Origin of the sequence: Caballeronia glathei, assembly GCF_000698595.1 — a bacterium.
GTDB classification, from domain to species: domain Bacteria; phylum Pseudomonadota; class Gammaproteobacteria; order Burkholderiales; family Burkholderiaceae; genus Caballeronia; species Caballeronia glathei.
In genome coordinates this window covers 14,491-39,610 of sequence record NZ_JFHC01000057.1, presented here as the reverse complement: position 1 = coordinate 39,610, position 25,120 = coordinate 14,491, and the positions used below count along the sequence as shown (strand labels likewise).

24 protein-coding genes are annotated in these 25,120 nt (G+C 68.5%); 7 read left to right on the top strand and 17 right to left on the bottom strand.

What is annotated here, in order from left to right; genetic code table 11:
* Positions 1-27: 27 nt before the first annotated feature.
* On the bottom strand, positions 28-1,476 hold the full coding sequence (locus BG61_RS28120) for an NAD-dependent succinate-semialdehyde dehydrogenase (protein ID WP_035937015.1): 1,449 nt from the start codon (positions 1,474-1,476) through the stop codon (positions 28-30).
* 16 nt (positions 1,477-1,492) lie between these two features.
* Entirely contained in the window at positions 1,493-2,776 is a 1,284-nt protein-coding gene (gene gabT, locus BG61_RS28115; protein ID WP_035937149.1) for a 4-aminobutyrate--2-oxoglutarate transaminase, read from the bottom strand.
* A gap of 126 nt (positions 2,777-2,902) precedes the next feature.
* Here gabT and pdxR point away from each other — a divergent pair, with 126 nt between their 5' ends.
* On the top strand, positions 2,903-4,375 hold the full coding sequence (gene pdxR / locus BG61_RS28110; protein WP_035937018.1) for a MocR-like pyridoxine biosynthesis transcription factor PdxR: 1,473 nt from the start codon (positions 2,903-2,905) through the stop codon (positions 4,373-4,375).
* A gap of 105 nt (positions 4,376-4,480) precedes the next feature.
* Here the strand turns inward: pdxR and BG61_RS43370 are convergent, their stop codons facing one another.
* Together BG61_RS43370 and BG61_RS28100 are read right to left on the bottom strand one after the other, a co-directional pair.
* The gene (locus BG61_RS43370; protein WP_035937150.1) at positions 4,481-4,714 is read right to left on the bottom strand and encodes a hypothetical protein; all 234 of its coding nucleotides are present in this window, start codon (positions 4,712-4,714) and stop codon (positions 4,481-4,483) included.
* Positions 4,715-4,790: 76 nt separating this feature from the next.
* Complete coding sequence (locus BG61_RS28100) at positions 4,791-5,627, bottom strand: DMT family transporter (RefSeq protein ID WP_035937019.1); 837 nt, start codon at positions 5,625-5,627, stop codon at positions 4,791-4,793.
* Between the two features lie 229 nt (positions 5,628-5,856).
* On the opposite strand from BG61_RS28100, the gene BG61_RS28095 reads away from it, so the two are divergent.
* Complete coding sequence (locus BG61_RS28095; RefSeq protein WP_035937021.1) at positions 5,857-7,047, top strand: M20 aminoacylase family protein; 1,191 nt, start codon at positions 5,857-5,859, stop codon at positions 7,045-7,047.
* Positions 7,048-7,096: 49 nt separating this feature from the next.
* Here the strand turns inward: BG61_RS28095 and BG61_RS28090 are convergent, their stop codons facing one another.
* The 5 genes from BG61_RS28090 to BG61_RS28075 all read right to left on the bottom strand — a co-directional run bounded on the left by BG61_RS28090 (position 7,097) and on the right by BG61_RS28075 (position 12,291).
* On the bottom strand, positions 7,097-8,638 hold the full coding sequence (locus BG61_RS28090) for a methyl-accepting chemotaxis protein (protein ID WP_035937152.1): 1,542 nt from the start codon (positions 8,636-8,638) through the stop codon (positions 7,097-7,099).
* A 230-nt stretch (positions 8,639-8,868) separates the two neighbouring features.
* The gene (locus BG61_RS43365) at positions 8,869-9,021 is read right to left on the bottom strand and encodes a hypothetical protein (RefSeq protein ID WP_169743320.1); all 153 of its coding nucleotides are present in this window, start codon (positions 9,019-9,021) and stop codon (positions 8,869-8,871) included.
* Between the two features lie 27 nt (positions 9,022-9,048).
* Complete coding sequence (locus tag BG61_RS28085) at positions 9,049-9,630, bottom strand: glycosyltransferase family 9 protein (protein WP_035937023.1); 582 nt, start codon at positions 9,628-9,630, stop codon at positions 9,049-9,051.
* A 554-nt stretch (positions 9,631-10,184) separates the two neighbouring features.
* Complete coding sequence (locus BG61_RS28080; RefSeq protein WP_035937026.1) at positions 10,185-10,679, bottom strand: hypothetical protein; 495 nt, start codon at positions 10,677-10,679, stop codon at positions 10,185-10,187.
* Positions 10,680-10,821: 142 nt separating this feature from the next.
* Positions 10,822-12,291 (bottom strand): UdgX family uracil-DNA binding protein, encoded by a 1,470-nt coding sequence (locus BG61_RS28075; protein ID WP_035937028.1) that lies wholly within the window; start codon positions 12,289-12,291, stop codon positions 10,822-10,824.
* A gap of 232 nt (positions 12,292-12,523) precedes the next feature.
* On the opposite strand from BG61_RS28075, the gene BG61_RS28070 reads away from it, so the two are divergent.
* On the top strand, positions 12,524-13,222 hold the full coding sequence (locus tag BG61_RS28070) for a glycosyltransferase family 2 protein (protein WP_051672822.1): 699 nt from the start codon (positions 12,524-12,526) through the stop codon (positions 13,220-13,222).
* A gap of 3 nt (positions 13,223-13,225) precedes the next feature.
* Here the strand turns inward: BG61_RS28070 and BG61_RS28065 are convergent, their stop codons facing one another.
* From BG61_RS28065 to BG61_RS28030, 8 genes are all read right to left on the bottom strand, one after another.
* On the bottom strand, positions 13,226-13,813 hold the full coding sequence (locus BG61_RS28065; protein WP_035937030.1) for a nucleotidyltransferase family protein: 588 nt from the start codon (positions 13,811-13,813) through the stop codon (positions 13,226-13,228).
* A 119-nt stretch (positions 13,814-13,932) separates the two neighbouring features.
* Entirely contained in the window at positions 13,933-16,155 is a 2,223-nt protein-coding gene (locus BG61_RS28060) for a xanthine dehydrogenase family protein molybdopterin-binding subunit (protein ID WP_035937033.1), read from the bottom strand.
* Entirely contained in the window at positions 16,152-17,141 is a 990-nt protein-coding gene (locus BG61_RS28055) for an FAD binding domain-containing protein (protein ID WP_035937036.1), read from the bottom strand. Before BG61_RS28055 ends, BG61_RS28060 begins: the two co-directional genes overlap by 4 nt.
* A 9-nt stretch (positions 17,142-17,150) precedes the next feature.
* Entirely contained in the window at positions 17,151-17,852 is a 702-nt protein-coding gene (locus BG61_RS28050) for a 2Fe-2S iron-sulfur cluster-binding protein (RefSeq protein WP_035937038.1), read from the bottom strand.
* A gap of 340 nt (positions 17,853-18,192) precedes the next feature.
* Complete coding sequence (locus BG61_RS28045; protein WP_035937040.1) at positions 18,193-18,489, bottom strand: DUF4148 domain-containing protein; 297 nt, start codon at positions 18,487-18,489, stop codon at positions 18,193-18,195.
* Between the two features lie 233 nt (positions 18,490-18,722).
* Entirely contained in the window at positions 18,723-19,514 is a 792-nt protein-coding gene (locus tag BG61_RS28040; protein ID WP_035937044.1) for a transporter substrate-binding domain-containing protein, read from the bottom strand.
* Positions 19,515-19,623: 109 nt separating this feature from the next.
* Positions 19,624-20,148, bottom strand: coding sequence for an isochorismatase family protein (locus BG61_RS28035; protein ID WP_035937047.1), 525 nt, complete (start codon positions 20,146-20,148; stop codon positions 19,624-19,626).
* Entirely contained in the window at positions 20,138-21,430 is a 1,293-nt protein-coding gene (locus BG61_RS28030) for an inositol monophosphatase (protein ID WP_232256367.1), read from the bottom strand. Before BG61_RS28030 ends, BG61_RS28035 begins: the two co-directional genes overlap by 11 nt.
* 130 nt (positions 21,431-21,560) lie before the next feature.
* On the opposite strand from BG61_RS28030, the gene BG61_RS28025 reads away from it, so the two are divergent.
* From BG61_RS28025 to BG61_RS28010, 4 genes are all read left to right on the top strand, one after another.
* The gene (locus tag BG61_RS28025; RefSeq protein WP_035937160.1) at positions 21,561-21,965 is read left to right on the top strand and encodes a GFA family protein; all 405 of its coding nucleotides are present in this window, start codon (positions 21,561-21,563) and stop codon (positions 21,963-21,965) included.
* A gap of 239 nt (positions 21,966-22,204) precedes the next feature.
* Positions 22,205-22,588 carry a nuclear transport factor 2 family protein gene (locus BG61_RS28020; protein WP_035937049.1) on the top strand — a complete coding sequence of 128 codons (384 nt, stop codon included), beginning with the start codon at positions 22,205-22,207 and terminating at the stop codon, positions 22,586-22,588.
* 58 nt (positions 22,589-22,646) lie between these two features.
* On the top strand, positions 22,647-23,249 hold the full coding sequence (locus BG61_RS28015; RefSeq protein WP_035937052.1) for an O-methyltransferase: 603 nt from the start codon (positions 22,647-22,649) through the stop codon (positions 23,247-23,249).
* Between the two features lie 251 nt (positions 23,250-23,500).
* A complete protein-coding gene (locus BG61_RS28010) occupies positions 23,501-25,069 on the top strand; it encodes a S53 family peptidase (protein WP_035937054.1) in 1,569 nt (522 codons plus the stop codon).
* The last annotated feature ends 51 nt before the right edge of the window (positions 25,070-25,120 follow it).

The following is a 25,120-nucleotide window of genomic DNA, read 5'->3' as shown; positions in this document are numbered from 1 at the left end:
TTTTTCATTTCACCACTTAATCGGCTTTCAAACCGCCATGCACAGATACTTGATCACGACATAATCGTCGATGCCGTAATGCGAGCCTTCGCGGCCGAGTCCCGACTGCTTCACGCCGCCGAACGGCGCCACTTCATTCGAAATCAGGCCGGTATTGATGCCGACCATGCCGTATTCCAGCGCTTCCGCCACACGCCATACGCGGCCGATATCGCGGCTGTAGAAATACGCGGCGAGACCGAATTCCGTATCGTTCGCGAGACGCACGACTTCCTCGTCGGACGAGAAGCTGAAAATCGGCGCGAGCGGGCCGAACGTCTCTTCCTTCGCGACTTTCATGTCGGGCGTGACGCCGGTGAGCACCGTCGGCTCGAAGAAGCCGTGACCGAGCGCGTGGCGCTTGCCGCCGGTCGCGATCCGCGCGCCCTTCGTGAGCGCGTCCTCGATATGCGATTCCACCTTCAGCACGGCCGCTTCGTTGATGAGGGGCCCGAGCGCGACGCCGCTTTCCGTGCCGCGCCCGACCTTGAGCTTGTCGACCGCCGCCGCGAGTTTTTGCGCGAACGCGTCGTACACGCGCTCGTGCACGAAGAAGCGGTTCGTGCACACGCAGGTCTGCCCGCTGTTGCGGTACTTCGACGCGATCGCGCCTTCGACCGCCGCGTCGAGATCGGCGTCGTCGAACACGATGAACGGCGCGTTGCCGCCCAGTTCCAGCGACACCTTCTTGATCGTCGGCGCGCTTTGCGCCGCGAGCAGCCGGCCGACCGCCGTCGAGCCGGTGAACGACAGCTTCCTCACGATCGGGTTGCCGGTCATCTCGCCGCCGATCGCCTTCGGGTCGCCGGTCACGATGTTCAGCACGCCCTTCGGCACGCCCGCGCGCTCGGCGAGCACCGCCATCGCGAACGCGGAGAACGGCGTGGCTTCCGCCGGCTTCACGACGATCGGGCAGCCCGCCGCGAGCGCCGGGCCGACCTTGCGGGTGATCATCGCGGCCGGGAAGTTCCACGGCGTGATCGCGGCGCACACGCCGATCGGCTCCTTCGTCACGACGATGCGCTTGTCGGCGGCGGGCGACGCGAGCGTGTCGCCGGCAACGCGCTTGCCTTCCTCCGCGAACCACTCGATGAACGACGCCGCGTACATGATCTCGCCCTTCGCCTCGGCGAGCGGCTTGCCCTGCTCGGTCGTGAGGATCAGCGCGAGGTCGTCGGCGTTCTCCATCATCAGTTCGTACCAGCGGCGCATGATCGCCGCGCGGTCCTTGGCCGTCTTCTTGCGCCAGGCGGGCCAGGCGGCGTTCGCGGCGTCGATCGCGCGGCGCGTTTCGGCCGCGCCCATGTTCGGCACGCGCCCGAGCGAGACGCCGTTCGACGGATCGACGACTTCGAATGTCGCGCCGTCGTCGGCACCTTGCCATTCGCCGTCGATGAATGCTTCGTGACGCAGCAGCGCCGGGTCTTTCAGATTCATTGAGAACACTCCTCGGTTACACCGTTGCGCCGATGGTTTCGGTCAGGACATCTTCCAGGATGGCGAGCGCTTCGTCGAAAACGGCGTCCTGAATGGTGAGCGGAAACAGGAAGCGCACGACGTTGCCGTACACGCCGCACACGAGCAGCAGGAGGCCGCGCTCGAGCGCGCGGGTCTGCACGCGTTTTGTGAAATCGACGTCGCCGTCGCTCGTGCCCGGCTTGCAGAATTCCACCGCGACCATGCCGCCGGGGCCGCGCACGTCGGCGATCTGCGGCACCTCGCTTTTCAGCGCGTTCAGCTTTGCCTTCAGCTTGTCGCCGAGCACGACGGCGCGCTCGGAGAGCTTCTCGCTGTCGATGATGTCGAGCACCGCATGCGCCGACGCCACCGCGAGCGGATTGCCCGCGTACGTGCCGCCGAGGCCGCCGGGGGCCGCGGCGTCCATGATTTCCGCGCGGCCGACCACGCCCGACAGCGGCATGCCGCCCGCGAGGCTCTTCGCGATCGTCATCAGGTCGGGGATCACGTCGTAGTGCTGCATCGCGAAGAGCTTGCCGGTGCGCGCGAAGCCCGTCTGCACTTCATCCGCGATCAGGAGGATGCCGTGCTCGTTGCAGATCTTGCGCAGCGCGCGCACGAATTCCAGCGGCGCCTGATAGAAGCCGCCTTCGCCCTGAACCGGCTCGAAGATCATTGCGGCGACGCGCTTCGCTTCGATGTCCGCCTTGAACAGCTGCTCGATGGCGCGCAGCGAATCCTCGACCGACACGCCGTGCAGCGGGTTCGGGAACGGCGCGTGGAACACGTCGGAGGGGAACGGGCCGAAGCCGATCTTGTACGGTGCGACCTTGCCGGTGAGCGCCATGCCCATCAGCGTGCGGCCGTGAAAGCCGCCCGTGAAGGCGATCACGCCCGGGCGGCCGGTTGCGGCGCGGGCGATCTTGATCGCGTTTTCGACGGCTTCCGCGCCGGTCGTGAAAAACGCCGTCTTTTTGGGATGGTCGCCGGGGGCGCGTGCGCTGATCTTTTCGGCGAGCGAAACATAAGACTCGTACGGAACGATCTGATACGCGGTGTGCGTGAAGCAGTCGAGCTGCGCGCGGATCGCCTCGACGATCTTCGGATGGCGGTGGCCCGTATTGCACACGGCGATGCCCGCGGCGAAGTCGATGAAACGGCGGCCTTCGACGTCCCACAGCTCCGCGTTCTCGGCGCGCGCCGCGTAGAAATCGCACATCACGCCAACGCCGCGCGGCGTCGCGGCATTCTTGCGGGCCTGCAGGTCGGCGTTTTTCAGATTGTTGCTCACGGGGGGATCTCCTTCGCGCGGGGCGCGGTGGTCAGTCGAGTTGATATGACGACTATAGTAAGATTTGGCTCTTAAGTTCAGAGCCATTTCAATAAATATATAGGAGCCAATTCGATGCGCGCGAGCGTGTTGTCCGACTGGCTGGCGCAGCGGCTCGACCGCGGCAGCGGCCAGCCCATCTACCGGCAGCTGCACGGACTGCTGCAGCACGCGATCCTGTCGCGCGAACTGCCGGCGGGCACGAAGGTGCCGTCGTCGCGTTTGCTTGCCGCGGAACTGGGCGTGGGGCGCAATACGGTCACGCAGGTGTACGAGCAGCTGGCGCTGGAAGGGTATGTGTCGTCGGCGACGGGGCGCGGCACGTTCGTCGCCGACAGCGCGCCCGACGAGATCGTCTTCGACGAAGCGCCGGCGCGTATCGAAGCGGCGCCCGCCGTGCTCTCCGCGCGCGGCGAGCGGCTGATCGAGGGCGCGGGCGTCTCGAAGCGCCAGGGCGGCGCGTTCATGCCGGGCGTGCCGGACGTGTCGCGCTTTCCGGCGCGTGTCTGGAGCCGGCTGCACGCCAAATACTGGCGGCGTCTGCGGCCCGATCTGCTTACGTACGCGCCCGGCGGCGGGCTCGCTTCGCTGCGGCACGCGCTTGCCGACTATCTGCGCACGTCGCGCTCGGTGCGCTGCTCGCCCGAGCAGATCATCGTGACGACCGGTATTCATCAGTCGATCGATCTCGCCGTGCGGCTGCTCTCAGACGCCGGCGACACGATCTGGACCGAGGACCCGTGCTACTGGGGCGTGAGGAGCGTGCTGACGGTGTCGGGGCTCGACCTGAAGGCGATTCCCGTCGACGAGGAGGGGATCGCGCCCTCGGCGGACGATCTGGCGAATCCGCCGAAGCTGATGCTCGTCACGCCGTCGCACCAGTATCCGCTCGGCATGGTGATGAGCCTCGCGCGGCGGCGGATGCTGCTGGAATATGCGCGCCAGCACCGCTGCTGGGTGATCGAGGACGACTACGACAGCGAATTCCGCTATGGCAGCCGGCCGCTCGCGTCGCTGCAGGGGCTCGATACGGCGGGGCAGGTGATCTACGTCGGCAGTTTCGGGAAGACGCTGTTTCCGGGGTTGCGGATCGGCTACATCGTCGTGCCGGAGGCACTCGCCGCGAGTTTCGCGACGGCATCCGCCGAGCTATATCGCGAAGGGCAACTGCTGCAGCAGGCGGTGCTCGCGGAGTTCATCGCGGAAGGGCACTTCACCTCGCATATCCGGCGCATGCGCGCGCTCTACGGGCAGCGACGCGAGCTGATGCTCGCGACCATCGCGAAGCGTTACGGCGACAGGCTCGCGATCGTCGGCGGCGATGCGGGGCTGCATCTCGTGCTGCGGCTGCCGGATGGCGTCGATGACCGCGCGGTGGCGTCCGAGGCCCTCGCGGAGAATATCGTCGTGCGGCCGCTGTCGGGGTATTTCGCGCGGCGCGACAACGCGGGTTCCGGGCTGCTGATCGGCTATGCGTGCGTGCCGGATGAGGACATCGAGCCGGCATTCGAGACGCTCGCGGGGGTGATTGACCGGTTTTTGGGGTGAGGGGCGTGCGATTGTCCGGCTCCGCGCACGACGCATCCTCAGACTGGCTCCGCGGGTGCGCGAGCGACGCTGTGTAGAAACAGACGCTGCCCGCGTAGCTGGAGGTCAGTCCGTCGCACGGGCGATGATGTCATCGACCAGTTCCGTCCCCCCCTCTATATCCTCTGTTCCAAGAAAGCGGGAAATCTCGAGATGCCCGTCCCGGAAGACGTCAATCTCGATGCGTTGCCCGACCAGGGTGACGGAAACCAGAATCGACTCTGCCCGATGGCGGCCCAGCATGTAATGTATTCGCGCGGCGTCGAGCCGTTCCAGAAGATCAAACAATGCATGGTTCACAGAAGAAATCCTCATTTCTCTTGAAATTCGATGGCGACCACTGTCTCGGAACGGTCCCTTAGCGCCAGCCCCCGCCCTAAACCCGTATGAGAATCGCCCCCGCCGACACCATCACGCAAGCCAGCACGCGCCGCGCCGTCAGGCGCTCGCGCATGAACATCCACCCGATCAGCACCGCGAAAATCGAGCTCATCTCCCGCAGCGCCGACACCATTGCGATCGGCAGGTAGCGAAACGCCTGAATCACGATCCCGTATGCGACGAGCGCGATCGCGCCGCCCGCCATGCCGTGGAGCGCGCGGCGAGGTTCGTCGAGAAACAGCCGCCGTGCGCCGCCGTAGCGCCGCCAGACCATTGCCGCGAGCGGCACGTTGAAGATCAGGTAGACCCACGCGATGTAGCTGAAGCCGTTGCCCGCGACTCGCACGCCGATTCCGTCGACGATCGTATAAGCCGAGATGAACGCGCCGGTCAGCAGCGCGGCCGGCACGCTTTCAGCGGCAAGGCGCCGCCGGTTGAACGCGAGCGACACGATCCCCAGCGACACCAGCGCGACGCCCGCAAGCGCAAGGGGTCTCAACGCTTCGCCCGCGAACACGAGCGCCCCGACGCACACGAGCAACGGCGACAAGCCGCGGGCGATCGGATAGATCTGGCCGAAGTCGCCCGTGCGGTAGGCTGCCGCGAGCGCGACGCAGTAGCCGAGCTGCAACGCCGCCGACGCCGCGATGTACGGCCAGCTCGCTGCCGCCGGCGCGGGCAGGAACACGAGCGCGGCGGCGGAAACGGCGAGATAAGGAAACGACATCATCCCGAGTTGCCATATCCGGTCGCCGCTCGTGTGCAGGAACGCGTTCCAGGTGGCGTGCAGCAGCGCGGAGAACAGGACGAGCAGGACGATGACAGTTTCCATCTGAGGCTTGATGTGGCGGGTGGGGCATATGTGGCATTTGTTGGCAAAAAGTGTCGTTTTGCCGGGTTTGGCATTATGACAGAACCGAGGAGCATCTTGCTCCGGAAAGCTGGCGCAGTCTTCGCGGCTGGCGGATCATGTCGGTCGCGGCTTCCGAACTGCCCGTCCCAAGGGCGATTTGCATCGAACCTCCCGTCAAACAACCCGTGAAAGAGAAACGAGCCCTCTCATGACAGCCACGTCCCGCTACACCGACCTCGCCGACCTCGCCGACGACGCCGCCTCCCTGCGCGAGATCCGCCACCACATCCACCAGCATCCCGAACTCTCCTTCGAAGAGGTGCAGACCGCGGCGCTCGTCGCGCAGAAACTCGAGGAATGGGGCTGGCAGGTCACGCGCGGGATCGGCGGGACGGGCGTCGTCGGCACGCTGAAAGCGGGCGACGGCACGCGCAGCATCGGCCTGCGCGCGGACATGGACGCGCTGCCGATCGTCGAGGCAACCGGCAAGCCTTACGCGAGCGCCACGCGCGGCAAGATGCACGCGTGCGGGCACGACGGCCACACGACGATGCTGCTCGGCGCCGCCCGCCAGCTCGCGCGCACGAAGCGCTTCAGCGGCACCGTACATCTGTATTTCCAGCCCGCCGAAGAGAACGGCGTGCCGAGCGGCGCGCAGAAGATGATCGCGGAGGGCCTCTTCGAGCGCTTTCCCTGCGACGCCGTCTTCGGCGTGCACAATCATCCGGGCATGCCGCCCGGCGTGTTCCTGTTCCGCAAGGGCGCGTTCATGGCGGCGGGCGACCGCGTGACGATCACGATCGAGGGCGTCGGCGGACACGCGGCGCGGCCGCATCTGACGGTCGATCCGGTGGTCGTGGCGGCGAGCGTGGTGATGGCGCTGCAGACCGTCGTCGCGCGCAACGTCGATCCGTCGCAGCCGGCCGTCGTCACGATCGGCTCGCTGCATGCGGGCACCGCGAGCAACGTGATCCCGGACAGCGCCACGCTGGAACTGAGCGTGCGCTCGTTCAGCGCCGACATGCGCGCGCTGCTCCGGCGGCGGATCACCGAGCTCGCGCAGTCCCAGGCGGCGAGCTACGGCGCGAAGGCCGTGGTGGAGTACGTGGAGGGCTATCCGGTCGTCGTGAATTCGGACGACGAGACCGAGTTCGCCGCGGAGGTGGCGCGCGAACTGGTGGGCGAGGAGAACGTGGTGGCGAACGCCGACCTGCTGATGGGCAGCGAGGACTTCGCCTTCATGCTGGAAAAGCGTCCCGGCACGTTCCTGCGGATCGGCAACGGCGCGGGCGAGGACGGCTGCATGGTCCACAACCCGCACTACGACTTCAACGACAAGAACCTGCCGATCGGCGCCGCCTACTGGACCCGCCTCGTCGAACGTTTTCTTTCGCGATAAAACTTATAAAACTTTATGCGCATAACGCCCGTCATGCGCATCCTTCCGGTCACGCAGGCAGCGAGAAGCTCTCGATCGCGTCGCGCAGCACGTCGACCTGATCCTTCAGCGAGTGCGCTGCTGCCGCCGCCTCTTCGACGAGAGCGGCGTTCTGCTGCGTGACCTGGTCCATCTCGACCACCGCGCGGTTCACCTGCTCGATGCCCGCGCTCTGTTCGCGCGACGCGTGGCTGATCTCGTCGAGGATCTCGTTCACGCGGCGCACCGACTGCACGATTTCGCCCATCGTCGCGCCGGCGTTCGTCACGAGCGAGGCGCCTTCTTCGACGGTATGCGTCGAGGTTTCGATCAGCGCCTTGATTTCCTTCGCCGCCGTGGCCGAGCGCTGCGCGAGGCTGCGCACTTCGGCCGCGACCACCGCGAAGCCGCGGCCCTGTTCGCCGGCGCGCGCCGCTTCGACGGCGGCATTCAGCGCGAGGATGTTGGTCTGGAACGCGATGCCGTCGATCACGCCGATGATGTCGCCGATCTGGCGCGAGCTTTCGGTGATGCGCGTCATCGTCTGGATCACGTCGTCGACCACGCCGCTGCCGCGCGTGGCGACGTCCGCGGCCTGCCCGGCGAGGCGCGCGGCCTGCGTCGCGCTGTCGGCGTTCTGCTTCACGTTGGCGGTCATCTGGTCCATGCTCGATGCCGTCTCGACGAGCGCCGCCGCCTGCTGTTCGGTGCGCTGCGAGAGGTCGGTGTTGCCCGCCGCGATCTCCGACGCGCCGACGTTGATGTTCTCCGTGCCGTTTCGCACGCGCGACACCGTCTCGACCAGCCCGTTCTGCATGCTCGCGAGCGCGTGGAGCAGGCTCGACGTGTCGCCTTCCGCGACCGGCACGGGCGTCGTCAGGTCGCCGCGCGCGATGCGCTGCGCCGCGCCCACCGCGATCTGGAGATCGCCGCCCAGGCTGCGCTTGATGCTGCGCAGCACGAGCAGCATCGCGACGGTCGCGAGCACGCCGAGCGCGGCGGTGATCGCGAGCCAGCGCAGCGCGCTCGTGTAGAAGGCGGCCTGCACGTCGTCCATGTACATGCCGGTGACGAGATACCAGTCCCACGGCGCGAAGCGCTGCGAGAAGCTCAGCTTCGACACCGGCTCTTCGCTGCCCGGCTTCGGCCACAGATAGCCCACGAAGCCGCCGCCGGGGTTGTTGCCCGCCTTCACGATATCGACGAAAAGCCGGTTGCCCTGCGGGTCCGTGAAGTTCGACAGGTCCTGCCCGACGAGCGCGGGCTTCATCGGATGCATCACCATCACGGGGCGCGAGTCGTTGATCGAAAAGTATCCGTCGCGGCCGTAGCGGATCGCCCCGATCACTTCGAGCGCCTTCTTCTTCGCTTCGTCTTCGCTGAGCGTGCGGTTTGCCGCGAGCGCCTGAAAATGCCCGGCGACGCTGTGCGCCTGGTTGACGAGCGCTGTCAACTGCTCGCGCCGGTCCTCGATCATCGACGCCCGGTTTTGCCACGCCCCGATCACCCCGATCGCGATCAGGCCGATCCACAGCACGGCGATCATCGAGCCGAGCTTCTGATTCAACGTCATTTTGTTCATGTGTTCCGCCAGCCGCCTGTTCGAATGTCCGATGTCGTTCGGCGCGGCTGAGGATGCCGCGCATGATCGCATTACGGCAATCGGCGGCTGTGATGTAGGGGCGGGAATACCCTTATATCGGCGAAATCATAGAAAAACGATTCGCGCGCAATCGTCTGCAGAATAAGAAATTTCCAACGCGGGCGGCGGGCGCAGAAGACGCGGCCGCCGCTGCCCGCGCGTCAGATGGGGTCCTTGTCGGGCGGGGCGTCGGGATGCTGCGGCTCCTCCGGACGATGTCCGGGCGAGGGCGGCGTGAGCGGGTCGGCTTCCGGATCGCGGTTCGGATCGGCGATCGGGTTCGGCACGGGGCTGGTCTGCATGTGGATGTTCATGATCGCGTCTTCGGGAAGTGGAAGGGCTCAGGCCGCATCGGAGAACGCGGGCGTGTGCAGGGTGAACGGGTCGCCGGGGTGCGCGGCGCTCTCGCGCGCGAGCGCCGCGCGGGCTTCCGCAGCGACATCGTCGCTCGTCGTCTCGCCGTGGCGTTCGTCGAGCGCGATCTGCGGCGTGCCGAGCGCGCGGGCCTCGGCCACCGGGGAGGGCCGCGCGGCGTCGTCGGAGAGGACGAGGCGCGCGTCGCCGATCAGTCTCGTCAGTGTTTCCGGCGTCATCGTGCCGGCGAGAAAGAGTGCGGCGGTCTGCATCGCGCCCAGCACGGCGCCGGTGCGCTCGGGCTCGAGCGCATCGCCGACGATCGCGATCTGCCAGCCGTCGGCGGCGAGCAGGTCCGCGACTTCGGCGTAGCGCTCGGTGGGCCACGCGGGCGCGGCGGCGTGGCTGCCCGGATGGATCAGCACGAGGCGCTCCCGCTCGAGGCCGTGAAAGGCGACCAGCTCGTCATAGGGGGTGCCGGGCTGCGCGGCCATGCCGGGCGGGGCCGCGGGCGCGTCCGGGACGAGCGCGAACTCGTCGGAGAGCGGGGTGAGGGGAGTGGCTCGCATCGTGGCTCCTGCATCTGGCGTGAAGATTCCGGACGTGCACCGGTCGCGGCCCCGCGCCGAGGCCACCTGGCGATACATCTGGCGATACTCAAAGGCCGCGTGTCGTGCAGCATGCTTCGTGCCAGTGGCGCCCTGTCATGCGCGCCTCGCGCCGGTCCTGGCTGCGCCTGCGGGTCCGGCGGCGCTGCGCGTGTTCGCTTCGGTGCGAGAGCGCGTGGCATCGCCTGGAGCCTCGTGACATCGTGTGAAGCCTGACTGGCGCCGCCTCGTGCACGGCAGCGATGTGTCACGCATCCGGCCGGAATGCCGCGTGACGTCGCCGCCGCTCGCCGCGACTCGTCAGTCACGCATCAGCAACACCTGACCGGTATTGAAGACACCGCGGACGCGATCGTCAAGAGAATAAACCGTGGAACGTCATGAGCGCGCCGTGCACGGCGCGCTCGCCAGCGCGGCGCGCGAAGCGCAGCGGCGGGATGTCCGGCATGAGCGGCCTGCGCGCGCAAGCGGCCGGGTGGATTCCGGGCGGGCGGCCGTGCCGGCTCGGGTCCGGCTCAGGTTTCGGTATTGCCGTCGTCGGCCGGCAGGGTCTTCGGCACGAACGCTTCCGCGCGCTGGCGGATCGCATCGATTTCGCCGGTCACGAAGGTGCGGTTGTCGGCGGCGAGAGCGTTCTGGTACGACGCGCCCTCCGGCACGCGATGCAGCAGCGCGCGCAATTCGCCTTGCGTCGTCTGCTCGACGGGTTCGAAGTTGTACAGCCTGAGCGACAGCTCCGTGCGTGCGTGGAGCACGAACAGGCACGACGCGAACACCGCGACCGCCAGCACTTCCTGCGCGCCGAAGACGAATTCGTCGGGCACCGGCGAAAACGGCAGCCACGCGATCGCCGCGACGCCGAGCAGCGCGAGCGCGATGGTCGCGTGAAGCAGCATGCCGATGCGCGCCACGATGCGTTCGCGCTCCACGCTCAGCTGCCCGGCCGACTTCGGAACGAGCGCGGCGTGTTGTTCGTTTTGACGGAGTGCGGAGAACGGGAGAGCGGCCATATGAGCGATGTGCCTCGTGAGCGGTGAGCGCCGAAAGCTGCGCGACGCCCCTATAACGTCCGGCTTGCGGGAACGTTGACGCCCGTTACGTCCTGTTGCAGTTGCCGTCCGGCGGGAACCCGCGGCACAAGGCCCGCGGGACTCACGCTTTGAACGGCGTCCTGACGCTCGCGGTGCCGTCGGCGATCTGGCGCGCGAACACCAGCGCCTCGACGATCGTCCCGAACACTTCGTCCCGGATGCCGGGATCGATCACGCGCAGCGCGTAGGACGGGTGGTAGGTCGGCACGATCAGCCGGCCCTTGTGCTCGATGGTCTTGCCGAGATATTCGGAGAGCGCCGTGCGATGCCCGGTCAGGGACTTGAGCGCCGTCGCCCCGAGCGCCACCACCACCCTGGGCGCGATGCGCGCCAGCTCCTCGTCGAGCCAGTAGCGGCACGCCTCGCGCTCGCGCTGCGCGGGCTGCTGCTGAAGCCGCTCCTTGCCCTGCAACTCCCACTTGAAATGCTTCATGGCGTTGGTCAGGTAAAGCGCCTCGCGCTGAAGCTGCGCCTCGCCGATCGCCTCGTCGAGCAGCCTGCCCGCCGGGCCGACGAACGGCCTGCCCGCAAGGTCCTCCTGATCGCCCGGCTGCTCGCCGACCAGCATGATGCGCGCGTTGGCCGGACCCGCGCCCGGCACCGGCTGCGTCGCGTTGCGCCAGAGCGCGCAGCGCTTGCAGGCAGCGAGCGAGGCGGGCGCCTTTTTCATCGACGGCCCGTCGTGCGGCTCCATGTCGATCGCGACTTCCATCTCCGGCGGCACGTTGCGCAAACGCCGGTCGCGGCGCGCACCGGGATCGGCGCGGGCGATCAGCGCCGGGTCGCTCGGGTCGCCTGGGCGGCTTTTCCAGTAGCGCACCGGCATGTGGGACGCCATCTCGGCCGCGTTGGCGCGCGCCGGATCGAAGGTGCTCTCGTAATAGGCGAGCCAGAGTGCCTCGATCGCGTCGCCGCTGACCGCTTCGCCCGTCGATGCGAGCTCGGTCGGCTTCGGCTCCGGCTCGCTCATGCGGTCCACGCGCAGGAGCGCGCCGTCCCAGAACGCGGCGCCGTGCGGCGTCGCGATCATCCACGTGGCGTTGCCCATGCGCGTCGCGAAACCGAGCGCGGCGTGCTCCAGCAGGTCGTGCACCGGCTCGAACCAGCTGATGAACTCGGGCGGCCCGAGCGACGGATCGCGATGCCGAAAGCGCAGGAACCGCTGCATGTCGCTCTCCTCAGCGCGCACCGCATCGATCATCTCGTGCAGCCGGCGGCCGTCGGGGTCGCCGGGCGAGGCGACCGCGCGGTCGCCCTGCGTCCAGCGCCACAGCGCCCGGTACAGGAACGGCCAGCGGTCGCGGGCCCGGAAGCACGCGGCGGTTTCCAGCATCGCCAGGAACTCGCGGGCGATCTTCACGGGCGCGGGCGCGCCCGGGCCGGCGGGAAGCGCATCGACCGTGCCGAACACGGTTGCCGATTCCGGCGACTCCCGCCAGAGCAGCCCGTCCGGCGCCACGCCCTGCGCGAGCAGATCCCGCGCGGCACCGCGCCAGGCGGCAAAGGACGGATCGATGACGACGCTTTTCATCGGCGGCACGAGCTGGCGGAAGGGGTTCGAAAAGGGGACTGAAAGTACTGTATATCCATACAGTATTCTAGCGACGCCAGCGCCCCTGCGGCAACTTTTTCGGGACGATCGGACCCCTTTGGCGGCGGGCGTTCCAGCCGCCGTTGCACGGAATGAAACGCTGGGAACACTGCTTGCTGAAAGCCCCGCATCGCGGCCGGTGTCGCCGTCCATCGAACAACTCGGAGTCAACATGCTCGGCATCATCATTCCCGCCCACGACGAGGCGGCGCATATCGGGGAATGCGTCGCGTCCGCCCGCCGCGCCGCGGTCCATCACCGGCTTCTGGGGGAGGACGTGCGCGTGATCGTCGTGCTCGACAGCTGCACCGACGACACCGAAGCCATCGTCCGAGCGCTCGGCGCCGACGTGACGCACGTCGACGCGCGCAACGTCGGCCTGGCGCGGGCGCACGGCGCCGAGCGGGCGCTCGCGCTCGGCGCGCGCTGGCTTGCGTTCACCGACGCCGACACGACGGTCGCCGACGACTGGCTCGTCCAGCAGCTCGACTGCTGCGCGGACGCGGTGTGCGGCGTGATCGGCGTGTACGACTGGTCGCCGCATGTCGCCGCCGTGCGCGAGCACTTCGGGCGCACCTATACCGACGCGGACGGCCATCGCCATATCCACGGCGCGAACCTGGGCGTGTCGGCGCGGGCGTATCTGCGCGCGGGCGGCTTTCTTCCGCTCGAAGCGGACGAGGACGTGGCGCTCGTCGAGGCGCTGCTCGCGACGGGCGCGACGATCGAATGGAGCGCGTCGCCGCGCGTCGTGACGAGCGCGCGCACGGATTTCCGCGCGAAGAAGGGGTTCGGCGCGACGCTGGTGGACGTGAGCAGGCGCTGCTTCACGCCGGGCGAAGGGGAGCCGGCGGTCGGCCTTGCCGCCTGAGGCTCACTGCGTCTGCAGGTCGCTCGGCAAATCGATATCGCGCAGGATGTTCGCGTCGCTCACGTCGATGCGCCGCACGAGATGCGTCGACAGCAGGGCGCGTGCGCCCGCATCGCCGTCGAGCTCGGCAAGCGTCGCCCGATGTATCGCGCCGAAACCCACCGGATGCCCGCGCTTGCCCCGATGAAATGGCGCGACGAGCGGCGCACCTTCGTCGAGCGGGCGCGCGACGGCTTCGATCGTTGCCGGCTCGATCCACGGCATGTCGCCGAGCGCGACGAGCCAGCCTTCCGCCTCGGGCGTCGCGCGCACGGCGGCGGCGAGCGTCGCGCCCATGCCCCGCTCGGCGTCGATGGAAAAGATCACGTCGCAGCCCGCCTCGTTCAGCACGTCGGCGAGCTTTTCCGCGCCGGGACGCACCACGGCAACCACCTGTGTCGCGACCGAAAGCAGCCGCCGCGCCGACTGGAACACGACCGGCGTGCCGTCCGCGAGCGTTGCGAGCAGCTTGTTGTGAAGGCCGGACGGGTCGAAGCGCGTGCCGAGACCGGCGGCGAGCAGGATGCCGGTCGCATTCGATGCATAGGTCATGGCCGGTCGTTCGCGGGCAAGGGAAGCGTCGATTGTGCAGCGCGTCGAGGCGCCCGGCAAGATGAAAAAAAGCGCCGCGCGGGCTCGCGTCCGCGCGGCGCCTGCACGACGTCCGGCGCCTAGACGGCCGCCGCCGGCAGCACCTTGTCGAGGGTCAGCGGCAGGTCGCGCACGCGCACGCCCGTGGCGTGATAGACCGCGTTGGCGATCGCGCCCGCCACGCCCGTGATCCCGATCTCGCCGATGCCGCGCGCCCCGAGCGGATTGATGTACGGATCGCCCGGGCCGGTGAACGAGATGTCGATCGTGCCGATGTCGGCGTTCACCGGCACGTGGTACTCGGCGAGATTCGCGTTCGTGTAGCGGCCGTAGCGCGTGTCGAGATCGCTCTTTTCGAGGAGCGCCGAGCCGATGCCCCACACGATGCCGCCCATCAGCTGGCTGTGCGCCGTCTTTTCGTTGAGCAGGGTGCCGACGTCGTACACGCCGACCACGCGCGGCACGCGGATCGTGCCGAGATCGGCGTCCACGTGCACTTCCACGAACACCGCGCCGAACGAGTGAAACGCGTACTGCCTTCTCTCGTCTCCCGGCTTGACGGTCGCGACCGCCTCGATCGGCCGTCCGCCGTTGCGCGCGATGACCGCCGCCGCCGGATCGCGCTTTCCCGGCGCCGAGCGGCTCGTCACCCAGCCGTTGTCGACGGTGACGTCGTCGCGGGGCATGCCGCTCAAGGGCGAGCCGGGGTCGGCGATCGCCAGCGCGACGAGCTGCTCGCGCGCCTCGATGGCGGCGGCGCGCACGGCCGGCGATACGCTCGCCACCGACTGCGAGCCGCCCGACACCGGCGCTTTCGGCAGCGACGAGTCGCCGAGCGCGAAGCGCACGTTCTCGGGCGCGAAGCCGAGCGCGTCGGCGGCGACCTGCGTCATCACCGTGTACGTGCCGGTGCCGAGATCCTGCGTGCCGGAGGCGACCATTGCGGTGCCGTCGGGCAGGATGCGCGCGATCGCGGACGCCTCGTTGCGGTTCGCCGGATACGTCGCCGTGCCGAGCCCCATGCCGATCAGCGTGTTGCCCTCGCGCATCGACCGCGGGGCAGGCGTGCGCCGCGCCCAGCCGAACTTCTCCGCGCCCGCGCGGTAGCACTCGCGCAACGCCTTGCTCGACCACGGCTTCTTGTCCTGCGGCTCGATCTCGGCGTAATTCTTCAGGCGAAACGCGAGCGGGTCCATCTTCAGCTGGTACGCGAGCTCGTCCATCGCGGATTCGAGCGCGAACGAGCCGCTCGTCTCGCCCGGCGCGCGCATGAAGGTCGGCGTGCCGATGTCGAGCCTGACGAGCCGGTGCGACGTCGACTGGTTCGGCACCGCGTACAGCATGCGCGAGACAATGGCGGAGGTTTCGGTCCAGTCCTCGAAGGTCGAGGTGGTCGAGATCGAGTCGTGGCGCATGCCGGTGAGCGTGCCGTCGTCGCGGGCGGCGGCCTGGATGCGCTGCTCGGTGAACGGCCGGTTGCCGACCATGCCGAACATCTGCGTACGCTCGAGCACGAGCCGCACCGGCCGGCCGGTCTGCTTTGCGGCCATGGCGGCGAGCACGACGTGCGACCACGCCGAGCCCTTGCAGCCGAACCCGCCGCCGACGAACGGGCAGATCACGCGCACGTTCTGGTCGCTGATGCCGAACAGCTTCGAAACCGAATTGCGCGCGCCGGAGACGCCCTGCGTGGAGTCGTAGAGCGTGAGGTTCGGGCCGTCCCAGCGGGCGAGCGTCGCGTGCGGCTCCATCGGGTTGTGGTGCTCGTAGGGTGTCGTGTAGACCGCGTCGAGCCGCGTCGGGCCCTGGCGCAGACCGGCGGCGACGTCGCCGCGCTGCGTCGCTACCGGGCGGTTGTTCATCTTCTCCGGCGCGAACGCCTGCGGCTTCGCGCGCTGGAAATCGGCGTTCGGCGCCGTGGCTTCGTAGCGCACCTGCACGTAGCGTGCGGCGTCGGTGGCGCGTTCGAGCGTATCCGCGACCACCACCGCCACCGGCTCGTTGCTGTAGCGCACCTCGTTGGTTTGCAGGAGCGTGAGCCTGCGCACCGCGGGCGGCGCCACGTCGGCGATGCCGCCGTTCGGCAGGCGCATCGCGTTCTGGTGCGTCATGACGAGCAGCACGCCGGGCATCGACTGGGCGCGGGCCGAATCGACCGCCGCGATGCGTCCCTTCGCGACCGTGCTCGTCACGAGCACCGCGTGCGCCAGCTGCGCTTCCGGGAATTCGCCCGAATAGCGCGCCTGGCCCGTGACTTTCAGCACGCCGTCGGTGCGGTCGAGCGGTTTTCCGATGACACTCATGCGACACCTCCAGCCTGTTCGACTGCGCGGACGATCGCGCGCTCAGCGAGCGCGATCTTGAACCCGTTATCGCGGTACGCCTTCGCGTCGCGCACGGCGAGCGCGGCAGCGCCTTGCAGCGTGTCGCGCGACAGCGGCTTGCCGGTGAGCGCCTGCTCCGTCGCGGTGGCGCGCCACGGCTTGTGCGCGACGCCGCCGAGTGCGACCCGCGCGGCTTTCACCGTGCCGCCGTCCATCTGCAGCGCGGCGGCCACCGACACCAGAGCGAACGCGTAGCTCGCGCGGTCGCGCACCTTCAGGTAGTGCGCATGCTGCGCGAAAAGCGGCGGCGGAAGATCGACGGCCGTGATGAGTTCGCCTTGCTGCAGCGTGGTGTCGAGGTCCGGCCTGTCTCCGGCCAGGCGATGGAAGTCCGCGAACGGGATCGCCCGCTCGCCGCGCGGGCCGGTGACGCGCACGACGGCATCGAGCGCCGCGAGCGCGACGCTCATGTCCGACGGGTTCGTCGCGATGCACTGGGGGCTCGCGCCGAGGATCGCGTGAATCCGGTTGTTGCCCTCGATCGCGGCGCACCCGCTGCCCGGGTTGCGCTTGTTGCACTGGACGAAGGCGGTGTCGTAGAAGTAATAACAGCGCGTGCGCTGCATCAGGTTGCCGCCGACCGTCGCCATGTTGCGCAGTTGCGCCGACGCGCCCGCCAGAAACGCCTGCGAGAGCAGCGGGTAGCGCTCCCGCACCCAGGCGTGGTTGGCGGCATCGCTGTTGCGCACGAGCGCGCCGATGCGCAGGCCGCCGTCGGGGAGGGCGCTCACGCGGTCCATGCCGCTGATATGCGTGATGTCGACGAGCTTGACCGGCCGCGCGACGCCGCCTTTCATCAGGTCGAGCAGGTTCGTCCCGCCGCCGATGAAGACCACGCCCGGCTGGCTTGCCGCCGCGACCGCCGCGCCGACGTCGGTCGCGCGTTCGTAGGAAATGGCATCCATGTCGCGCTCCTACGCCTTGGCCGCGACGGCTTTCACCGCCGCGACGATGTTCGGATACGCGCCGCAGCGGCAGATGTTGCCGCTCATGCGCTCGCGGATTTCGTCGTCGGAAAGCTGCGGGGGGCGGGCGCGCACGTTCGCCGTGACCGCGCTCGCGTCGCCTGCGCGGAATTCGTCGAGGAGCGCCGTCGCCGAACACAGCTGGCCCGGCGTGCAGTAGCCGCACTGGAAGGCGTCGTTCACGATGAACGCCTGCTGGATCGGGCTCAGCGTGTCGCCGGCGGCGAGTCCCTCGACGGTCGTGACCGATCCGCCGTCGTGCATCACGGCAAGCGTGAGGCACGAGTTGATGCGCTTGCCATCGGCGATCACCGTGCACGCGCCGCACTGGCCCCGGTCGCAGCCTTTCTTCGTGCCGGTGAGGCCGGCGTATTCGCGCAGCGCGTCGAGAAGCGTCGTGCGCGCTTCGAGCTGCAACTCGTATGGACGGCCGTTGATGGCAAGCCGCACCGGCATCAGCGGCGCGGCAGCGGGCGGCGGCGCGGCCGTTGCCGGGGCGGCCGCGCCTGACTGCTGCGCGTGCGCATGCGGCGCCGCCGTGACGGCCGCAGCCGCGGCGGCCGATTGCAGGAAGCGCCGCCGCGACGGCTTCTCCGCTACGGGTGTTTCGCTGGACGTTTCGGTGCTGTGGGGATCTTTCGTTTGAGACATGGCGATACGACGCTCCTCGCTCGGTCTGAGAGGGCGGTGCGCTGGCTGGCTCGTCGGGCGCGGGGAGGCTTCGCGTCGGCGCGCTGGCTGGTGCAACGCTTCTGCGGCCCGCCGGCGGTGACCGGCGGGTGGCAACCCATCGCTCGCAAGCAAGTCCGGTGCCATATCCGGCACGACCGCCCGATGCGAGTACAGCCGGGTTGTTCGCAGGCAAATGCTACATTGCGCGGCAAGTTCGCACATCAGACGAAGGATCGCGCTGTCAGCGGTGAAAGCTGCGCGCCATTTTCGTGACCGGATTCGTGGACGCGACGATCCGGTGAACCCGTTTCAGGGATCGTCAGTTCGACGGATATCGCGGCGGCGTGCCCGGGCCCCACCTGCCCGGGCCGTAGGGGTCGGGATTGCCGAAGGGCGGGATCGACCCGTCGGCGCGGGCCCGCGCGAGATCGGCGCGCACCTGGGCGCGCGTAAGCGGCCCCTGCGTCTGCCCGGGTTCCGGCGACATCGCGGTGTTGGTCGGCGCAGGCGCCATGCGCACGGGCGCAGCGGAGGGATCGGGCGGCGTCTGGGCGTGCGCCAGTGCGGGCAGCGCGCCGAGCGTGCAGATCGCGAGCAGTGTCGACATCTTCATCATCGTTCTCCCTCAGCCGTCCCGGGCGGCGGACATTGCGTCCGTCGTTCTCAGTTATACGCGCGGGAAGGGAAACCGGATGCGATCATTTAGCAACTAACGGTCGATGCCACGGGCCCCCGCGCGTGACCGCGCGAGGGGATGCGCGTGAAAGTCTGCAGAAAGATGGCGCGAGCAAAAAAAGAGACGCCGCGAGCGGCGCCTCTTTCAAAACGATGCGGTCCCGGCCCAGCGCCTCAAAGATCCGCGGGATACGGCGCCTTCAGCCATTTCGTCGAGAGCGTGTTCAGCGTGCCGTCCTTCTTCGCCTGGGCGATGGCGGCATCGACTTCCTTCAGCAGGCGCGGCTCGTTCTTGTTCAACCCGACGTGGTCCGGCGAGCTGAAGAGCTGAAACTTCTGCTCCGGCTGGATCGGCGGATTGCGCGCGATGATCGTCGCGCCGACGTCGTTGCCGACCACCATCAGCTGCGCCTGCCCCGACAGGAACGCGGAAATCGCGCCGTTCGGGTCGTCGAAGCGCTTGATCGTGGCCGAGGGCGGCGCGACCTTGCTCACGCTCAGGTCTTCCAGCGTGCCGCGCGCGACCGAGATCGTCTTGCCGGCGAGATCGCCCGTGTTCTTGACCGCGAGCGACTTCGGCCCGAACACGGCGAGGTAGTACGGCGCGTACGGGCGCGAGAAATCGAGGATCTTCTCGCGCTCAGGCGTCTGGCCGACTGAGAGCAGCATGTCGGCCTTGTGCGTCGCGAGATAGGCCATGCGATTCTCGCCGGTGATCGGCACGAGTTCGACTTTCGCCTTCAGCGCGCGGCCGAGGTAGTCGGCCATCTCGATGTCGTAGCCCTGCGGCTTCATGTCCGGACCGATCGAGCCGAAGGGCGGGTAATCCATGAACACGCCGATGCGTACGACGCCGCTCTTCTGGATCGTGTCGAGCGCGTCGGCGTACGCGGGCGCCGCGAAGGATGCGGCAAGGGCGAGCGCCGCGCAGAGTTGCTTGGCGAGGCGGGAAACGCGAGTCGTCATGATAGTGGCCTGAGCGGTGAGGAGGGATCGCTGCACTCTAGGTACGCCAAAATCCCGTCACAATCGATTTATGCTCATGCGTGCCATGCGCGCGGCGCATGGCTGGCGGCTATTTGACGAGGGCGAGCGCCTCGCGAAACGCGGGGTGCCGGTAGCTGCCGAGCCAGTTGAAGATCGCGGTTTCGGTGGTCGTGAGGCGGGCGCCTTCCTGCTGCGCGCGCTCGAGCGCAAGCGACTTGTTGACCGGGTTGCGCGAGCCGAGCGCGTCCGCGACCAGTTCCACGCGGTAGCCGAGCCGCAGCAGCCCGAGCACCGACAGCAGCACGCACACATGCGCCTCCGCGCCCGCGACGAAAAGCACCGTCTCCTTCGGCGGCAGCGCGGCGATGAACTCGGCGTTGCGCGTGGCGTCGAAGGTGTCCTTCGCGATCACGCGATGCGCCGGCGTGAGCAGGCCGTCCACGGTCGCGCCCAGTCCGCCCGGATTCTGCTCGGTGGCGAGCACCGGCACGCCGGTCAGGTCCGCCGCGCGAACGAGCGCGGTGCAATGGCGCGAGAGCGTGGCGGCGTCGTGGATGTGCGGCACGAGCCTTCGCTGCACGTCCACCACGAGTAGCAGGAAATCAGGCTTCACTTTCCATGATCCTGTCGATGAGCCGTGCGTTCTCGCCCGCCGAGCCGATGCCGGCGTGCTTCGCCATCGGCACGAAGAAGTGCGTCGCGACGGGCAGTTTCGAGCGCTCGAGCCAGCTTGTCAGATGCTGATGCAGACGATGGGCGGGCGCCTTCAGCTCCTCGCGCAGCACGGGGGGCAGCTTCTCGAAATGCTTCATCTCGGTCTGGTACGGCTCGGGTGCGACGCACAACGCGTTCGGCCGGCCGTCGACGTCGATCGGCAGCCGCTCCAGCGCCTGGTGCAGCAGCGCCACGCCGAGCCCTTCGCCGCGCCAGGGCTTCCTGACCTCCCACATGCTGATGTAGATCACGCGATGCTGGCTGAATACGCTGCAAAGCCGCTCCGGGCCGAGCGCCTCGGTGGCGGCGAGCGCGAGCGACAGCATCTCGCCGGAGTACGTGTCGAGCACGTAGACGAGGTCGGCGCTGCTCTGGATCGGCGGCACCTTGACGAGCTTCAGCTCGACCGCCGCCGCGACGATATCCGTGCCCGCCTCGTGGAAGACCGCGAAGGCGGTGCCGAGGCGTTCGTCGTCGACTTGCGGATATTCGTGCCGGTACGTCATCGTGAAGAGGAGCGGCCCGATCTTCTCGCGATACGCGAGCGGCCGGGCGACGTCGTAGTCGCTCGTGCCTTCGAGGCCGTACGGATCGTAGTCGCGCTTTTCGCGGTTCTCGCGGCCAGCGCCTGCCGTAAGCGCGACGAGCGGCCGCCGCGACTCGGGCACGAGGTCCTCCGGCAGCCCTTCCCACGTGAGTCGCAGGAACTCCCGGCCGCCCCGATAGTGCGTCTCGAAGAGCGTGATCAGCTGGTGCGTCGCAACCGGGTCGAGCATCCGCTGGACGCATTCGAGCGCACGATCGAGCAGCTGGTCGGCTTCCCCGGGATCGGGCGCGAGGTGCGGCTCGCTGCCCTGCGGGCTCGCGGGCAGTCCCTGCGCGAGGCGCGCCCGGTGGGCCAGTTCGAGCCACTCGTCGGCGGCGCGCTCGGCGAGAAAACCGGCCGCGATCCGGTAGCCGGAGAGCACGATCGACTGGCCCGTCTTGCCGAGCGGAAACACGTATTCGTCCGACATGGCCTCGTCGACGGTGACCGAGCGGAAGGTTTCGCGCGGCGAAACGGCGTTCGCCTGCGAATCGAAACGGTCGTGCGACAGCACGTGGGCGACGAGGTCGGACGCCGAGGGGCCGAATTCGGACCCAACGCCGGGCAGCAGCTTCAGCAAGGACAGGGTGCTCATGAGTGCCATCTCCGACAAGTGGGGCTCCATCGTAGCAAACCGCCGCGCCGATGCTCAATGCCCGCAGCAAAGGCGCGCGCCTTGCTGCGTTGGTTGCTACGCTATCGTTATGTGCGGCTTGGAGACGAACATGAATACGCTCGATACGGTTCAGGAAGGAGGCTGCGCATGCGGCGCCGTGCGCTTTCGCGTGAGGGCGGCGCCGCAGCGCGTGGGCCTGTGCCACTGCATGACCTGCCGGAAAATTCACGGGTCGGCGTTTGGAGTCTATGCGGTTTTCGAGCGCGGCGACGTCGAGTTTTCGGGGCACACGTCGGTGTGGGAAAGCTCGCAGACGGGGCGGCGCCACTTTTGTCCGGTGTGCGGATCGGTGGCGTTCATGGATTACCTGAGTTCGCCGGAAATCGACGTGCCGCTCGGCGCCTTCGACCGCACCGGCATCTACAGGCCGACCTACGAGCTCTGGTGCCGCCGCCGCGAGCCGTGGCTCACCGCGAACGGGCGCACCGAGTATCAGGAAGACCGGCCGCAATGACGCGGCCGCCCGGGCACCCGGGCGCGCCGCTTCGCGGAACCGGCCCGCGCAAACGCCTTTCGTCGATAAACCCTCGCCGCCGTGCAAGCCGCGACGTATGCTCCTAAATCGACAGCGACCCGACAGCGCACGCGCTTCTGCCCGCCGCCGCCACATCATGCGGCGGTGCGACAGCCGTGCCGATCGAGCGGACCCGGGCCGGCGCACGCCGGATCTTCATCCACCGACAGGAGGCAGTCATGAGCACGCAGTTGGGCATTCTGCAGGGCGCATACGAGGCTTTCGGCCGCGGCGACATCGACGCGGTGATGAACTGCATCGCGGAGGAGGTGGACTGGCGCGTGGTCGGGCCGGCGAGCGTGCCGTTCGGCGGCGCGCGGAAGAGCCGCAAGGAAGTGGCCGAGTATTTCCGGCTGCTCTCCGAATCCGACGATGTGACCGAGCACGAGGTGCGCGAGGTGATCGACGCGGGGGACCATTTCGTCGTGCTCGGCTACGTGAAGGCGACCGTGCGCGCGACGGGCAAGCCGTTCGAAACGGAATGGGTGCACATCATCACGATGAAGGACGGACAGGTCACGCGCTGGCTCGAATTCTTCGACACGGCGGCGCGCGAATGCTGAGCGCCGGCCGCCGGCGCGTCGCCTGAAAAAAACCGGAACACCGCAACGGAGAGACCAGTTGATCCGCCTCGACGCACGCACGGCCGCGCTCGTCTCGCAACTCGAACGCTTCGCCGCCGACAACGACGCCCGCGCCACCGAGCGCAGCCAGAAGCTCCTGAACCTCGAACGCCCGACGGCGGAACTCGTCTGGCTGCTGATCACATCGGGCAAGCGCCGCCGCGTGCTGGAGATCGGCACGTCGAACGGCTACAGCGCGATCTGGCTTGCGAACGCATTACAGGCGACGGGCGGCGAGCCGCTCGTCAGCATCGAGCGCGATGCCGCGAAGGCCGCGCAGGCGCGCGAGAATCTGGCGGCGGCGTCGCTCGACGCACGCGTGCAGGTGCTCGAAGGCGACGCGAGCGCGCTGTGCGCAGCGCTTCCCGGCCCGTTCGACTGCGTCTTCTTCGACGCCGATCGCGTGAGCGCGCCCGCGCAACTCGCGGCGCTCCTGCCCAGACTCGCCGGCGACGCGCTCCTCCTCGCCGACAACGCGCTCTCGCATCCCGGGGAGATCGCGGGGTATATCGAGGCAGTCGAGGCGTCCGGCCAGTTCGACACGTTCACGGTGCCGGTCGGCAAGGGCCTGCATGTCGCGCAGCGGCGTGAGGCCGCGTGAATCTGCGTGAGTGAGCGTGAGTGAGCGGCTTGCGCAATCCGTTACGCGGGTTACACGCCGGGAACATCCGCAATCCGGCGCGCTCAGGAACTGCGTTCGCTTGCACGGGTCGGATGAATTGCATTCGGGGCCGGAAGGCACGGCGGCAGGACACGCGGCAAGCGACGCGGTGAAAGACCTTGCAGGCAGCCTGAAAGCGACGCGGCGGCACCGGAGCCTTGAACTTCATTGCAGGCGAGGAGCATCGATACATGGCGAAGCAACCCGTAACCGGCAGCGACAAGGCGCATCCCGATGGCGCGAAATGCATCGGCGAGTGCAACCCGGCCGAGGAGATCGAAGTCGTCGTGATGCTGCGGCGTCAGGACGAAGGCGCGTTCCGGCAGTTGATGCAGAAGATCGACGCGGGCGAAGCGCCCGCCGTGCCGGTTTCGCGCGAGGAGTTCGCGAGGCGCTTCGGCGCCTCGGATGAGGACGTCGGCAAGGTGAAGACGTTCGCCTCGCACTACGGGCTCACCGTGCTGCGCGCCGATCCGGCCGCGCGCAGTGTCGTGCTGAAGGGCACCATCGAGCAGTTCCAGAAGGCGTTCGACGTCAAGCTCGAACGCTTCGAGCATCACAACATCGGCGAGTATCGCGGGCGCACCGGCCCGGTCAACGTGCCCCACGAGATGCACGACGCCGTCACGGCCGTGCTCGGCCTCGACAGCCGTCCGCAGGCCCGCCCGCACTTTCGCTTCCGCCCGCCGTTTCGCCCCGCGCGCGGCGTGGCGAGCACCTCGTTCTCGCCGCTCGACCTCGCGCGCCTCTACGGCTTTCCCGCAGGCGACGGCGCGGGCGAGTGCATCGGCATCATCGAACTCGGCGGCGGCTATCGGGAGAGCGACCTGTCGGCGTACTTCTCCAAGCTCGGCGTGACGGCGCCGAAGGTCGTCGCCGTCGGCGTGGACGACGCGACGAACGCGCCGACCGGCAACCCGAACGGCCCGGACAGCGAAGTGACGCTCGATATCGAGATAGCCGGGGCGATCGCGCCGGGCGCGCTGATTGCGGTGTATTTCGCGCCGAACAGCGACGCGGGTTTCGTCGACGCGGTGAGCCGCGCGATCCACGACACCACGAACCAGCCTTCGGTTGTGTCGATCAGCTGGGGCGGGCCGGAACCGACGTGGTCGCCGCAGTCGCTCAACGCGTTCAACGACGTGCTGCAGGCCGCCGCGGCGCTCGGCGTGACGGTGTGCGTGGCGTCGGGCGACAGCGGCTCGGGCGACGGCGTCGGCGACGGCGCGGATCACGTCGACTTCCCGGCCGCGAGCCCGTACGTGCTTGCGTGCGGCGGCACGAGCCTCGCGGCGTCGGCGCAGGGAATCGAGGGCGAAGTGGTCTGGAACGACGGCGCCCAGGGCGGCGCGGGCGGCGGGGGCGTGAGCAGCGTGTTCGCGGTGCCGGTGTGGCAGAAGGGCTTGTCGGTGGCGCGCGCGGGCGGCGGCCGCACGGCGCTCGGCAAGCGGGGCGTGCCCGATGTCGCCGGCGATGCCTCTCCGCTGACGGGCTACGAAGTGCTGATCGGCGGCGACGAGACGGTGGTCGGCGGCACGAGCGCGGTCGCGCCCCTGTGGGCCGCGCTTTTCGCGCGGATCAACGCGGCGGCGGGTGCGCCGGCCGGGTTCGTCAATCCGAAGCTGTATCGCGCGAAGACCGCCTGCCGCGACATCACGGAAGGCAACAACGGCAGTTTTGCCGCGGCGCCCGGCTGGGACGCCTGCACGGGACTCGGCAGCCCGGTTGGCGAGAACGTGGCGGCGGCCCTGAAGCCATGACGAACGGCCACAAGAACGACGACGACGACAACAACGACGACAACAACGACG